Source organism: Marinobacter sp. M1C (assembly GCF_023314135.1).
Taxonomy (GTDB): domain Bacteria; phylum Pseudomonadota; class Gammaproteobacteria; order Pseudomonadales; family Oleiphilaceae; genus Marinobacter.
The window spans coordinates 3,964,258-3,977,734 of the sequence record NZ_CP092289.1 but is presented as its reverse complement, the minus strand read 5'-3'; the positions used below and the strand labels follow the sequence as shown (position 1 = coordinate 3,977,734).

At 55.2% G+C, this 13,477-nt stretch carries 10 protein-coding genes and 1 pseudogene; 8 read left to right on the top strand and 3 right to left on the bottom strand.

All coding sequences use genetic code 11. The annotated features are described in order from the left end of the window. Positions 1–3: 3 nt before the first annotated feature. Together paaG and paaF are read right to left on the bottom strand one after the other, a co-directional pair. Entirely contained in the window at positions 4–795 is a 792-nt protein-coding gene (gene paaG, locus MIH19_RS18745; RefSeq protein WP_249006300.1) for a 2-(1,2-epoxy-1,2-dihydrophenyl)acetyl-CoA isomerase PaaG, read from the bottom strand. Positions 796–862: 67 nt separating this feature from the next. Then, positions 863–1,636, bottom strand: a complete 774-nt coding sequence (gene paaF, locus MIH19_RS18740; RefSeq protein WP_249009053.1) for a 2,3-dehydroadipyl-CoA hydratase PaaF — start codon at positions 1,634–1,636, stop codon at positions 863–865. Positions 1,637–1,916: 280 nt separating this feature from the next. Here paaF and MIH19_RS18735 point away from each other — a divergent pair, with 280 nt between their 5' ends. Continuing rightward, positions 1,917–2,507 carry a phenylacetic acid degradation protein PaaY gene (locus MIH19_RS18735; protein WP_249006299.1) on the top strand — a complete coding sequence of 197 codons (591 nt, stop codon included), beginning with the start codon at positions 1,917–1,919 and terminating at the stop codon, positions 2,505–2,507. A gap of 15 nt (positions 2,508–2,522) precedes the next feature. Here the strand turns inward: MIH19_RS18735 and MIH19_RS18730 are convergent, their stop codons facing one another. After that, positions 2,523–4,571 (bottom strand): TonB-dependent receptor, encoded by a 2,049-nt coding sequence (locus MIH19_RS18730; RefSeq protein ID WP_249006298.1) that lies wholly within the window; start codon positions 4,569–4,571, stop codon positions 2,523–2,525. Positions 4,572–4,905: 334 nt separating this feature from the next. Between MIH19_RS18730 and MIH19_RS18725 the strand changes: the two are divergent. The 7 genes and pseudogenes from MIH19_RS18725 (at position 4,906) to astA (ending at position 13,447) form a co-directional block, all read left to right on the top strand. Continuing rightward, a pseudogene (locus MIH19_RS18725) lies at positions 4,906–6,343 on the top strand (IS66 family transposase). Positions 6,344–6,521: 178 nt separating this feature from the next. Next, positions 6,522–8,018 carry an amidase gene (locus MIH19_RS18720; protein WP_249006297.1) on the top strand — a complete coding sequence of 499 codons (1,497 nt, stop codon included), beginning with the start codon at positions 6,522–6,524 and terminating at the stop codon, positions 8,016–8,018. An 88-nt stretch (positions 8,019–8,106) separates the two neighbouring features. Beyond that, positions 8,107–8,424 carry a helix-turn-helix domain-containing protein gene (locus MIH19_RS18715; RefSeq protein WP_249006296.1) on the top strand — a complete coding sequence of 106 codons (318 nt, stop codon included), beginning with the start codon at positions 8,107–8,109 and terminating at the stop codon, positions 8,422–8,424. An 80-nt stretch (positions 8,425–8,504) separates the two neighbouring features. Beyond that, positions 8,505–9,956 (top strand): exonuclease domain-containing protein, encoded by a 1,452-nt coding sequence (locus MIH19_RS18710; RefSeq protein ID WP_249006295.1) that lies wholly within the window; start codon positions 8,505–8,507, stop codon positions 9,954–9,956. Positions 9,957–10,057: 101 nt separating this feature from the next. Next, entirely contained in the window at positions 10,058–11,272 is a 1,215-nt protein-coding gene (locus tag MIH19_RS18705) for an aspartate aminotransferase family protein (protein WP_249006294.1), read from the top strand. A 20-nt stretch (positions 11,273–11,292) separates the two neighbouring features. Beyond that, a complete protein-coding gene (locus MIH19_RS18700) occupies positions 11,293–12,309 on the top strand; it encodes an arginine N-succinyltransferase (protein ID WP_249006293.1) in 1,017 nt (338 codons plus the stop codon). A 64-nt stretch (positions 12,310–12,373) separates the two neighbouring features. Beyond that, on the top strand, positions 12,374–13,447 hold the full coding sequence (gene astA / locus MIH19_RS18695; protein ID WP_249006292.1) for an arginine N-succinyltransferase: 1,074 nt from the start codon (positions 12,374–12,376) through the stop codon (positions 13,445–13,447). Positions 13,448–13,477 lie beyond the last annotated feature (30 nt).

The following is a 13,477-nucleotide window of genomic DNA, read 5'->3' as shown; positions in this document are numbered from 1 at the left end:
GGTTTATTTACCTGTGAATTTGGGTGTGCGTTTTTCCATGAAGGCTGAAACACCTTCACGGTAGTTATCGCTGCGGCCAGCCAGGCGCTGCAGATCACGCTCGACCAGTGCCTGTTCTTCAAACGTATTATTGGCGCTTGCGTGCAGGGCACGCTTGATCATTGCCAGGCCTTTGGTGGGCTGAGTGGCGAAATGACGGGCCAGCTTCATGGCTTCATCCTGCAGGGCGTCGTCTTCTACGCACTGCCAGATCATGCCCCACTGTTCCGCCTTTTCGGCACTCAATTTGTCGCCCAGTAAGGCCAGGCCTTTTGCACGAGCCATTCCGACCGCGCGCGGCAGGGTCCAGGTACCGCCGCAGTCGGGAATAAGTCCTATTTTGCAAAAGGCCTGAACAAAGTTGGCGGAACGAGCCGCAAGTGTGATGTCGCAGGCCAGCGCGATATTTGCGCCTGCGCCCGCCGCTACGCCATTAACGGCACAGATAACCGGCATCGGCAGGTCCCGTAGGGCTTGCAGTAACGGGTTGTAGTGCTGTTCGATGGAGATACCCAAGTCCGGCGTTTGCGCGCCCGGCTTGACGGCGCGGTCAGACAGGTCTTGGCCGGCGCAGAAACCCCGGCCGTTACCGGTCAACAGCATTACCCGCACAGAGGCATCGTTGCGAATACGCTTGAGCGCGGCGCGCATCTGTTTGTGCATTTCAACGTTGAAGCTATTAAGGCTGTCTGGGCGGTTCAGGGTAACTTTGGCAATCCCCTGGTCAATATCGAGAAGCACGCTCTGCTCGGTCATGAAATAGTCCTTTTTTCAGTTTTGGTACCCGTCTGTCATCGGGCAGTTGGTCGTTGTCTAGGAGGGATCAGCGTCCGTGGAATTCGGGTTTTCGCTTGTTGCGGAACGCATCCAAACCTTCTCGGCGGTCGTCCGTGGCAGCCAGAATGGTAAACGCGTGACGCTCAAATCGCAGGCCGTCAGCAAGGTTCATGTCCCCAGCGCGGCGCACTGACTCGCGAGCCAGCTGCACCGCAATAGGGCCTTTGGATGCAATAGTGGTGGCGATCGCCATGGCGCGCTCCACGGTAAGCTCTGGTTGGCAGATTTCGGTGATCAAACCGGCTGCTAGGGCTCTTTGAGCACCGATAGCTTCACCGGTGAGAACCATCTGCATCGCCAATGATTGCCCCACCGCTCGCACCAGCCGCTGGGTGCCGCCGGCGCCGGGCATAATGCCGAGGTTGATTTCAGGTTGACCAAACTGGGCGTTGGTGCCGGCAATAAGAATGTCGCCCCGCATGGCGAGCTCACAGCCGCCGCCCAGGCAAAAACCGTTCACGGCGATAATCAGCGGTTTAACAAAGCGGTCGATGCGCGCCCAGTGCTGGACACGGGGGTCTTCCAGCATTCCAACAACATCGCGGGAGGCCATCTCGTTGATATCGGCACCGGCGGCAAACGCGCGCTCGCTCCCGGTAATAACGACGGCTTTGGTTTCAGGGTCGGTTTCTGCAATATCGAGTTGTTCGCTCAGCGCCTCGAGCAGTGCGGTATTGAGTGCATTGAGAGCTTCGGGACGATTAAGCGTTAGAAGGCGAACGCCGTTAGTTGGCCCTTCTGATAGCAGTATCTGCGGCATCATTATAGTCTCGGTATTTCATTATTTTTAATTTTCCAGAACCTGAGCCCGCAGCTGTCGGGCGGTTCTTTACAGCGGTGTTTTGCCTTGTTTGTTTTAACGAAAGAGTATAGGTTTTAATTGATACCGGTCAAGGGTCAAAATAATGAATTTTTGTATCACGTTCGGTTTTTCGGTGTCGTAGTGTCCGCAGATTTCTGATTTTTATGTGTATCTTGTGTTTAACCTTGAGCGCCTAGAACTCGTGAAATAAACGTTAGTGTCCAGTTAGGGGGATCTTATGCCGTGTTACCAAATTGACGGGGTTACGCCAGTAGTGCATCCATCCGCATACGTTCATCCAACAGCGGTGCTGATAGGCGACGTGCATGTGGGTGCCAGTTGTTACGTTGGCCCCGGTGCATCTTTACGTGGCGACTTCGGTCGTATTGTTATGGAGGCAGGCTCGAACCTGCAGGACAGCTGCGTTGTTCACGCGTTTCCGGGCCGGGACGCGATTGTTCGCCGCAATGGCCACGTGGGACACGGCGCAATATTGCACGGCTGCACCATTGAAGAAGACGCAATGGTGGGTATGAACAGCGTTATAATGGACGAGGCCGTTATTGCAGCGCGCTCGATTGTAGGTGCCTGCGCTTTTGTAAAAGCCGGTTTCGAGTGTGAGCCAGCCTCATTGATTGTAGGGTCGCCGGCCAAAGTGCTGCGACAGTTGAGTGATAAAGAAGTGGGCTGGAAGCAAAGCGGCACCCGCGAGTATCAGGCGTTAACTGAGCGCTGTCTTGAAACCATCAAAGAATGCGCACCGCTGACTGAAATTGATGAAAACCGGCCTCAGCTGAGAGTGGGTGCGCACAACTTGAAAGATCGGTGAGAAAGAGTTCGAGCTTTAAAAGACCGTCTCAAGTCCCAGGTACCAGACACGCCCTGCGGCGGGCTCAAAATAACGACCATTGCTGGCATTAATGCGCACGTTTGCGAAGTAATCCTTGCCACCCAGATTGCGAACGCCGGCGAAGCCTTTCAAAAGAAGGTTTCTGTCGGCGTACAAGGTGTTTCCGCCACGCAGATTAGCCAACCAGTAGTCATCAATTTTTACCTCATTGGCGCTGTCAGCGACCATATCGCCGATATAACGAGCTTCCAATGTGACAAAAGTGCCGCCCAATCCTTCCCATTTTAACCGGTTAGACCAGACTTTTTCGGGCAGGCCCGGTAATCGATTGTCGTCGTAATTATTGCCCTCTGAACGGTAGTTCTCAAACGTGTAGCTGGCCAAAGTGAGTGCGGTTTCTGCGCGCCAGCTCGGTGAGAAAAGCCAACCGGCGGCAGCCTCGAAACCTTTGCGGGTGGTATCTCCGGCGTTGCGGTAGAAGGTTCGATCATCAGGGCCGGTTAATTCATAGGGAATCAATTCATCCCGAACATCAACCCAAAACAGGGTGAGGTCATAATCGATGCCGTTACTCAGGTCACCGCGCAAACCAAGCTCATGATTAAGAGATTTTTGAGGATCGGTTTCCGGATTGAGTCCGCCTACTCCAGATGGGTTCGCAAACTCCGAAAAGGTGGGCGTTTCGAAGGCGGTACTGATGTTGGCGTATGCCTGATGTGAGGGCAGATATCGATAGCTCAGGCCTGTAGAACCGCTCCATTCACGGAAGGTGCGATTCCCGCTCTGGTTTCCATCTGCGGCAAAATCATCATCGACCTTAAGGCGAATCCTGTCGAAACGACCACCAATGGATAAGGTCAGTTGGTCTGTAAGGTCCAGGTCGCTTCGAACAAAAGCGCCGAGCGTGGTTGCCGTTTGCAGCTCTTCGGCGGTTAGCCCTTGCAAATTACCGCTAAAACTCATTTCTCGCCGGATGCGTTCATCTTTTTGCCTGCGAGCTTCCAGCCCGGCGACATAACGAAATGGCAGCCCCGCAAGCGCGAAAGACTGACGATAATCGGCACTGGCCCCGAAATAGTCACGGTTATAGTCGATACGGCTATCGCCGGGGTAGGGGAGTTGTTGCTCAAAGTTTCTACGGATGTAAAAGGTTTTGGCGCGCAATTCACCGGGGCCGGCGGAAAGATCCTGATACTGCAGGCCAAGCACTTGCTGATCAACGGTTTGCCCGGTGTCGTATTGCTCGGTAAAGCGTCCTGCCTGAGACCGGTCCGCCTCAACCTGATCAGCGGTTAGGGCGCCCGGGTCCTCGGAACGGGGGTTCTCCAACAGATTTATGATGGCCGTTAGTGAGCGGTCTTTATCGAGCTCCCGGCGTAATTTGGTGTTAAGAAGGTACTTCTCTACCCTAGCGTGGTCGCGGTAGCCTTCATAGTTAAGCGCCGACGCGCTTACGCTGTGCGACCAGGGCCCGCTGTTCTGGTTGTTGCTTATGACCACCTTGCCAAAGTTATCGCTTCCGCCAGTGGTGCGAACGGATGTTTTATCGGGCTTACGATGCCCATCTGACGTGGTTACGCTGATGACCCCGCCCGCCGCGTTACCGTAAAGAACCGAGGCGGAGCCCCGAATGACTTCTATGCGTTCGGCGCTGTCCAGGTCAATCGCGTCCAGTTGCGCCTGACCATCTGGCAGCGTGTAAGGAATGCCGTCAACCATGACCGTAACGCCGCGCACCCCGAAAGGTGCCCTCGCTCCAAAGCCGCGTATAGCGATGCGCTCGCCCTGGGCAAAGTTCTCCTGATTCTGCAGAAAAACGCCGGGAACCTGGCTCAGAGTTTCGTTCAATTTCGATCTGGGTTGCCCCTGCTGAATGGACTCTCGCCTGACGACCGATATGGCAGCCGGGGTTTTGTAGAGTTCACGCTCCATAACCGGTGCCGTGACGACAATATCGGCTGAGGATTGGCCATGTGCCGTCATTGTGACCGGTAACGCCAATAGACCTCTTAAAAAGAGACGTTGAGATTTAGAGTTTTTCATCGCTCTTGTCTTTGTTAGGTGCCATTAAATAGTGAGCCCTCAGCCTTGTAGCCTGGGGCTCACCTCTTATTTATTTGTAACTATTCACCTCGATTTTTCTCAAAAAGTTCTTGACAGGGTTTTGGCTCCAATTTCGAGAACTTTGGCCGCACTCAGCGCGAGGCCATAAAGTCGCGCGCAGAACCTCCACCATCCTCTCAGTGCAGTCTTGTGCTGTCGCTCATCCCCAAGCGCAGTGGCCTTGAAAAAGTCGCTCAGATCCGCGCTCAGGAGGAAAAATTCGGCCTAAAAAAGTCGTGCGATGATAGCCCATCACTCGACGGTACTCAGGCTCATGAAGATCAGCAACATCGATGTCGACGCCACGCTGGCGAACGTCAGACAGCAACTCCATGAGGACACAACAGTCTCGCCTTCACTGCAGCCGGCCATCGAGTTGCTGGTGGTGCTGATCCAGATACTGAGCGGGCGGCTCAACATCAACAGTGCCAACAGCAGCACGCCGCCGTCCCAGGATCCGAACCGCCCCAGACAGAACCGGACTAAAAGCGGGCGCAAGCCGGGAGGGCAGTCCGGCCGCATTAGCAAGACGCTGCAACCGGTGGCGGATCCGGATGCAATCCAGAGGGTTAAGCTGGACTGGCGCACCTTACCCAAAGGCAGCCGGTTACGGGTCGTGGGCTGCGAGAAACGTCATGTCATTGACCTGGATACCAGCCGTTTTGTCACGAAGTACCAGGCCGAGATCCTGGAAAACGCCCGGGGGCAACGTATCGTGGCGCCCTTTCCGGTCGGCGTTGAACGCTCGGTTCAGTACGGCCCGCGGTTGAAGGCCCACGCGGTCTATCTGTCGCAATACCAGCTCCTGCCCTATGGGCACATCCGCGAGTACTTCGAAGACCAGGCCGGCATCCCGCTGAGTGCAGATTCGATGTTCAACTTCAATCAGGACGCTTTCAACAAGGCCGCCGGATTCGATCCGTGGGTCAAGGACCGTATGGCCGAGGCGCCGATGAAACAGGCATCAACATCGGCGGCAAACGTCACTGGCTGCATGGCGCGTCGAATGACCGCTTGACCTGGCTGGCGCGCCATGCGCAGCGAGGCCAGCAGGCGATGGATGCGATCGGCATCCTGCCTCGCTTCAACGGTGTGCTCTGTCGCGATCACTGGAAGCCGTACTACCGCTATTCATGCTTGCATGCCCTCTGTAATGCGCACCACCTGCGAGAGCTCCAGCGCGCCTGGGAGCAGGATAAGCAGGCCTGGGCGCAACGGATGCAAACCCTGCTGTGCGCCATGGCCGACAGCGTCGTTGACGCCGACGGCTGCCTGCCACCGGACAAGGCGCAGCGGTGGCGCAAGGCGTACCGGCACACGGTCTGGCGAAAGCGGAAAAAGCGTGTCCGCCACTGGATGAAAGCCAACGCCAGAGCAAGCGCGGGCGGCTCAAACGCACGCGGGCCCGCAACCTGCTGGAGCGGCTGATCGCCTACGAAGCGAATGTGCTGCGCTTCCTCGACAGTCCAGAGGTACCGTTTACCAACAATCAAGGTGAGCGGGACATCCGCATGTTCAAAGTGCAGCAAAAAATATCGGGTCGCTTCCGCTCCGTTGAAGGGGCCGAGATCTTCTGCCGCGTGCGCAGCTATCTGTCGACGGCGCGTAAGCAGAGCCTGTGTGCCTCCGAAGCCTTGATGCACCTGTTCGAGGGACGTGTGCCACTGTTCATGGAGGTGGCAGCAGATAATGATCAGAACATTTTAAATTAAACCAGCTGAATAGTTAAAAAAAATTCACTTGAATAGGAAAATAAAATAAATGACCTTTTGAGTATCTTATTCGATATAGGTTTCAAGCTAAAGTTGCGCAGTGCCTTTAGTAAGACTCAAAATTGCATCATGTGTTGGATTCTCCAAACGATGCATCTGTTCGGGAGACAGGCAGCAAATGACAATCAAACGTCCGACGTTGAAGCAACTTCAGGAAATCGTATCAGACCTTGGCATGAACATGTCAGCCGAACGGGTCGGAGAGTTTCTGGAGGCGATGGAGCCAAATTTCCAAGCCTATGACCTGATCGAAAGCCTGCCTGACGAAATACCCGAAGTGAAATATCCCAGAACGCCCGGCTATCGCCCCACGCCCGAGGATAACCCGCACAACGCGTGGTATGTAAAGACAGAGATCAAAGGTGCCGCAACAGGCAAGCTGGCTGGTAAAACCATCGCGGTGAAAGACAATATTTGCGTAGCTGGCGTGCCGATGATGAACGGGTCGTCCACACTTGAAGGGTTTATGCCCGACTTTGACGCGACAGTGATCACGCGCGTTCTGGACGCGGGTGGCACCATCGCCGGTAAAACCCATTGCGAATTTTTCTGCTTGTCAGGCGGTTCACACACCAATGCAACCGGTCCGGTTCACAATCCGCATAAAATGGGCTTCAGCTCGGGAGGTTCATCATCAGGCAGCGCAGTTGTCACCGCGTTGAACGAGGTTGACATGGCGATTGGTGGCGACCAAGGCGGATCGGTTCGCATGCCGTCATCGTTCAGTGGCACTTATGGGATGAAACCGACGCATGGCTTAGTTCCCTACACTGGTGCGATGCCGATTGAGGCGACAATCGACCACCTTGGCCCCATCACCCAAAACGTCGCCGACAATGCGCTGTTCCTTGAAGTGTTGGCCGGTGAAGACGGTTTGGACCCACGTCAGTACAGCGTGAAAACGTCGAACTATACTGAGGCGCTGGGTAAAGGCGTTAAGGGGTTAAAGGTCGGAATTCTCAAGGAAGGTTTTGGCCATGCCAACAGCGAGGCGGATGTCGATAAATCCGTGCGCGATATGGGCGCCAAGCTGAAAGGCTTGGGCGCTGAAGTGTCCGAGATTTCTGTGCCGATGCACCTGATGGGTCCCGCCCTTTGGACGCCGATTGCATTGGAAGGCCTGCAATGGCAGATGATGCACGGCAACGGCATGGGCATGAACTGGAAGGGGCAATATGCCATTAGCCTGTTGGATGCGCATGCCAATTGGCGTGACCGGGCGGATGAATTGTCAGATTCGCTGAAGATTTCGATGTTTGTGGGTGAATACGGTATTCGCGAACATCGCGGGCGTTACTATGCCAAGTCGCAAAACATACTGCGCCGTCTGACCGCTGCTTATGATGTGGCACTGGCCGAATTTGATGTGTTGCTACTGCCCACGACACCGATGAAGGCTACGCCAATTCCGCCTGCGGATGCGCCATTGGGTCTATACTTGCAGCGCGCGTTCGAGATGATCGGCAATACCGCTCCGTTCAACGCGACGGGTCACCCGAGTATGTCCATTCCTTGTGGGATGAGTGACGGTTTGCCCATTGGTGCGATGCTGGTTGGCAAGCACTGGGACGAGAAAACAATTTATCAGGTTGCTGATGCTTTTGCATCAGCTTGAATAGATAAATGAAAACAGGGAGTTATAGAAGAGGCCACATGATCACCATTACGATCCACTGCCGGATACAGAGCTGCGGGTAAAGGCGTTGGAATCGATCCTGATCGAAAAAGACATTATTGACCCTGCTGCTATCGATCTGCTGGTTGATACCTACGAGACGAAGATTGGCCCCAGAAACGGGGCTAAGGGTGTTATTGAAGTTGTTCATTTACCCGACGATATCAAAGTCGGTCAACCGTCTGTACAAGGGCCCGCTGCAAAAATGGGTGTGTTAGCGGATGCAGAACGCGAGGCTGTGATTGAGGCTCTCAAAAAGCACGGAGGCAACGTTAGCACTGCTGCCCGCGAGTTAGCCATAACGCGAGCGACGCTATACCGTAAAATAAAGAAATTTAACCTTTGATCGGGGAGTGTTTCTTGTATTGGATAAGGGCGTCCGAACTCTGATTAGCACGCTGCGGCGTTAGGGATTAAAGTTGTAAAATGTCTCAAGCTATTCAACACCTGAAAACCACCACGTTCGCCTTCCTGGATCTTGAAACCACCGGCGGTAGTGCGGCAACTGATCGTATTACCGAAATCGGTATCCAGTTCTGGCGAGCCGGTGAATGTGTGGACCAGTGGCAAACCCTGGTGAATCCGCAAACCCGCATCTCACCGTTCATTGAACAGTTGACCGGCATTTCCAATGCTATGGTGGCGAATGCCCCTCTGTTTGCGGATATTGCGGACGAGCTGGAACAACGTCTGGACGGCGTAGTGTTTGTGGCCCATAACGCGCGCTTTGATTACGGTTTCGTGAAAGGCGAATTTCGCCGGCTGGGGCGAATGTTTTTGGCTAAAGTACTGTGTACGGTGAAACTGTCACGCCGGCTATACCCGGAGTTTCAACGCCATAATATGGACGCGCTAATTGAGCGTCATGGGTTGCAACAGGTGCAGCGCCACAGGGCAATGGGAGACGTTGCCGCCATGCTCCAATTTTTTGAACATGCTTTGGCGCAGCAAGGCAAAGACACGTTGGAAACCGCCATAGGCGAGTTGCTGCAGCGGCCGAGCATTCCCTCTCACCTGCCTTTAGACACCTTGCAGGAACTGCCTCGCGGGCCGGGTGTTTATCGGTTTTACGGCGAGAACGATGCGCTCTTGTACGTGGGTAAAAGCACCAACATCGCGCAGCGAGTGGCTTCGCACTTTTCCGGCGACCACAATTCCACCCGCGGCGTGCGAATTTCCGAAAGCTTGCGCCGTGTTGACTGGACCGAAACCGCCGGCGAGCTGGGGGCGTTGTTGCTGGAGTTGAAACAGATCAAAGGTCTAAAGCCGCTGTTCAACCGACGCTCGCGGGCGGCCAAGAATCTGGTGAGCATAGAGCTGACCACAAACGCCCAAGGCTATCTGCAGGCGCGGCTGATACGGGAAGTAGACCCTGGCCGGTTAGGTAACTATTACGGCTTGTTTCGCAGCAAGCGTGACGCCGAACGGGCGTTGGCAGGCATTGCGGCGAAAAACGAACTGTGCAGTCGCCTGTTAGGCCTGGAGCCCGAGCACAGTGGCCCTTGTTTCCAGCGTGCACTTGGCCGCTGCCAGGGTGCCTGCGAAGGCTTTGAGGACCCTCTGCGTTATAATTTGCGCATGCAAATTGCGTTTCACAGCCTGCGCCTGCAAACCTGGCCCTGGAAAGGGCCGGTGGCGATTATCGAACGCAACGAAACCAGCCATAAAACCGACGTGCTGGTGGTGTACAACTGGGTGCATGTTGCTACGGTTCACGATGACCATGAGCTGGACTCGCTGTCGTTGGGCGGTCAGGCGGTCAATTTTGATCTGGATTCCTACAAACTTCTGGCCAAAGCTCTGTTGGGTAAAGACAGCGGGCAATTCCGTATAGAACCGCTGCCGGCTTTAGCGCAGCCTGATGTGCTGATGCCGTAACCGGCGTAGTATTATTTCAACCGTATATTCGTGCTAACTTATGCGTTGATTAATTGCGGAAAATGTTGAGAGCGCAATCGAGACTATAACTGAGAGAACCCATGAACAAAGACCCTGTATCCCGCGAGCTGTTTGACGACGTTATGGTGCCTAATTACGCCCCCGGAACGATTGTGCCGGTGCGCGGAAAAGGGTCGCGAATATGGGATCAGGAAGGTCGCGAATTCATCGACCTGCAAGGTGGTATTGCGGTTAACTGCCTGGGCCATTCGCACCCTGGCCTGCTGAGCGCGCTGCAGGAGCAGAGCCAGAAAATCTGGCACCTGTCTAATGTGATGACCAACGAGCCTGCGTTGCGGCTGGCAAAAACCTTATGTGACCACACCTTCGCCGAGCGCGTATTTTTTGCCAACTCCGGCGCCGAAGCCAACGAAGCCGCCTTTAAGCTGGTGCGGCGTTACGCCTGGGAGCATACGGGTGCTGAAAAACATGAAATCATTGCGTTCAAAAATGCGTTTCATGGCCGCACCCTGTTTACTGTTAGCGTAGGTGGCCAGCCCAAGTATCTAGAAGGGTTCGAGCCCGCGCCCGGCGGCATTCACCACGCCGAATTTAACGATCTGGAATCGGTAAAAAAACTGATCTCCAAAGAAAAAACCTGCGCGATTGTGGTTGAGCCCATTCAGGGTGAGGGCGGTGTAATGCCGGCCACAAAAGAGTTTTTGCAAGGCCTGCGGCTGTTGTGTGACGAGAACGACGCGCTGCTGGTGTTTGACGAAGTGCAAAGCGGAGTAGGGCGCACCGGTTACGTCTTCGCTTACGAAATGTACGATGTGGTGCCAGACATTCTGACCAGCGCCAAAGGTTTGGGTGGCGGCTTCCCGGTCGCTGCCATGCTGACCACCGCAAAGGTTGCGGCCAGTTTGTCAGTTGGCACACACGGCAGTACGTATGGTGGTAACGCGCTGGCTTGTGCCGTGGCGCAAAAAGTCATGGACACCATTACCCAGCCAGAAATTCTGAAAGGCGTGAAATTACGGTCCGATCACCTGCGCAAAGGCATGATGGACATCGGCGAGCGTTATGGCGTGTTCAGTGAAGTGCGCGGCGCCGGTTTGTTGCTGGGTTGCGTATTAACCGAAAAATGGCAGGGCAGGGCCAAAGACTTTCTTAATGCCGGTCTGGACGAAGGTGTAATGGTATTAATAGCCGGAGCCAACGTGATACGCCTGGCGCCGTCGCTGATTATTCCGGAAGCCGATATAGACGAAGCTTTGAAACGCTTTGAAGCTGCCGTGCAGAAACTCACCGCCTAATCAAACAATGCGGAGACCCTATGTGGTTGGTGCGCCCGGTAATAGCGGAAGACATCGAGGCCATACTGATTTTCGCCGAGACGCATACGCGGGCGCTGCCCTCTACGCTGCCCCATGAGCGCGAGGCGCTGGCGGGCCGGATAAAGGAATCTTGCGCAGCGTTTGCGGGTGAACACGGTGGAAAGCATCTGGCGCGTTTTCTGTTTGTGTTGGAACACGTCGACAGTCATGAAATAAAAGGGATTGCCGGCATTGATGCCCGTGCCGGCAATGGCCAGCCTTTCTACAATTACCGCCGCGACGAGCTGATTCACGCCTCCCACGAACTGGGTATATCCCGGCGGGTGGAAGCGCTCTACCCATCCCATTCCCTGACCGACTGCACCCTGCTGTGTTCTCTGGTGATCGCCGAGGAACTCCGCGCCACCCAGGCATTCGAACTGCTTTCCCGCGCGCGTTTGCTGTTTATAGCGGGCCATAGAGAGTGGTTTGCGGCGCGCACCGTGGTAGAGCTGCAAGGCATACAACACAGCGACGGCAGTGTGCCATTCTGGGACAGCCTGGGCCGGCACTTTTTTAATATGGATTTTGCCACCGCCGATCGGCACTCCGCACAGCTGAGCAAAACGTTTATTGCCGAGCTGATGCCGCCCAACCCTATCTATGTAACTCTGCTCAGCAAAGCCGCGCAGCAGGCTCTGGGCGAAGCCCATCCGGCAACGGTCGGCAATCTGGAGCTGTTACAAAGAGAAGGCTTTGGTGCCGGCCACTACGTGGACATTTTTGACGGTGGCCCGGTGCTGGAAGCGCGCACCGACAGCCTGCACAGTATTGCGGCAAGCCGCCGCAAAATCCTTCGCGGCAGCGCCGATGCCGACGGCCCGTTATGGTTATTGGCGGCAGGCGAAGGCCAGAGCTTTCGTTGCACGTTGACCCCGGTTGGGGAAACGCTGGACGCCGCCTTGAAAGTTCCGGTAAACACCTGGCACCGCTTGGGTAGCGACACCGGTGACAGCGTGCGCGGAGTGCCATTATGAGCATCTTTATGAACGCCATTATGAGTACCGTCATGAGTGCCCTTGGTAATGGAGAGCTGCGACCATGCTGCTGATACGCCCATTGGCTGACCGCGACCTTGATGCCCTGTACGCCATGGCGGAAAAGGCGGGCAAGGGCCTGACCTCGCTGCCGGCAGATCGTGGCCTGTTACAGAAGAAAATCGATTTGGCGGGAGACAGTTTTAACCAGCGTTGCGCCCCCGAAGCGGCGCTGTATCTGTTTGCTCTTGAAGACACCACAACAGGCCAAGCGGTTGGAATAAGCGGCATACAGGCCAGAGTTGGCCGTGATGAGGTGTTTTACAACTATCGCCTGAGCGTGACCGTGAATGCCTCGCGGGAGCTGGGTGTACACGTGCGAACGCCAACGCTGCAACTGTCTAATGACATGACCGACGTAAGCGAAATTTGCTCGCTGCTGTTGGCGGATACCTACAAAGGTGGCGGCAACGGCTTGCTGCTGTCCCGTTGCCGATTTTTATTTCTGGACGACTTCCGTAAACAGTTCTCTGAGAAGATTTTCGCGGAAATGCGGGGTGTGAGTGATGCCGAGGGCAATAACCCGCTGTGGGACGCTCTTGGGGCCAAGTTTTTTGATATGGCGTTCAGCGAAGCCGACCGCCTGTCGGGCATGGGCAATAAATCGTTTATTGCCGAGCTGATGCCGAAATACCCGATTTACCTGTCGATGCTGCCAAGCGCCGCCCGCTCGGTTATTGGCTGCGTGCACGCCAATACGGCGCCGGCGTTGAATATGCTTCAGGCGGAGGGTTTTAATTTCAACGGGTTAGTGGATATTTTTGACGGCGGCCCGGTGGTAGAAACGTTTATCGACAATATCCGCACGGTACGCGAAGCGGTTGAGCGCACGGTCACCATTACTGACAAGCCGGTGGCCACCGATGTGCCCGTTACCGAACGCGTTATTGTGGCTAACCGTTCGATGCGACATTTCCGTGCAACCACACTGCCGCTTACCTGCGTAAACGCCGACACGATTGCGTTGCCGCAAGACGTTGCTGCGGCACTTCAGGTTCAGGCCGGCGACACAGTGCACCTGGCGCCTCTGAAAGACAGCGGCCCGCTGCCGATAAATTCATTCAAAGCCCCCCAATAGCTAACACACATTGTTTAAGTGAGGTGCAAC

Excerpts from the sequence above, each read along its gene's own strand:
- MIH19_RS18720 (WP_249006297.1), top strand. The coding sequence starts at position 6,522 with ATGACAATCAAACGTCCGACGTTGAAGCAACTTCAGGAAATCGTATCA.
- astA (WP_249006292.1), top strand. The coding sequence starts at position 12,374 with ATGCTGCTGATACGCCCATTGGCTGACCGCGACCTTGATGCCCTGTAC.
- MIH19_RS18730 (WP_249006298.1), bottom strand. The coding sequence starts at position 4,571 with ATGAAAAACTCTAAATCTCAACGTCTCTTTTTAAGAGGTCTATTGGCG.
- paaG (WP_249006300.1), bottom strand. The coding sequence starts at position 795 with ATGACCGAGCAGAGCGTGCTTCTCGATATTGACCAGGGGATTGCCAAA.
- MIH19_RS18705 (WP_249006294.1), top strand. The coding sequence starts at position 10,058 with ATGAACAAAGACCCTGTATCCCGCGAGCTGTTTGACGACGTTATGGTG.
- MIH19_RS18710 (WP_249006295.1), top strand. The coding sequence starts at position 8,505 with ATGTCTCAAGCTATTCAACACCTGAAAACCACCACGTTCGCCTTCCTG.
- paaF (WP_249009053.1), bottom strand. The coding sequence starts at position 1,636 with ATGCCGCAGATACTGCTATCAGAAGGGCCAACTAACGGCGTTCGCCTT.
- MIH19_RS18700 (WP_249006293.1), top strand. The coding sequence starts at position 11,293 with ATGTGGTTGGTGCGCCCGGTAATAGCGGAAGACATCGAGGCCATACTG.
- MIH19_RS18735 (WP_249006299.1), top strand. The coding sequence starts at position 1,917 with ATGCCGTGTTACCAAATTGACGGGGTTACGCCAGTAGTGCATCCATCC.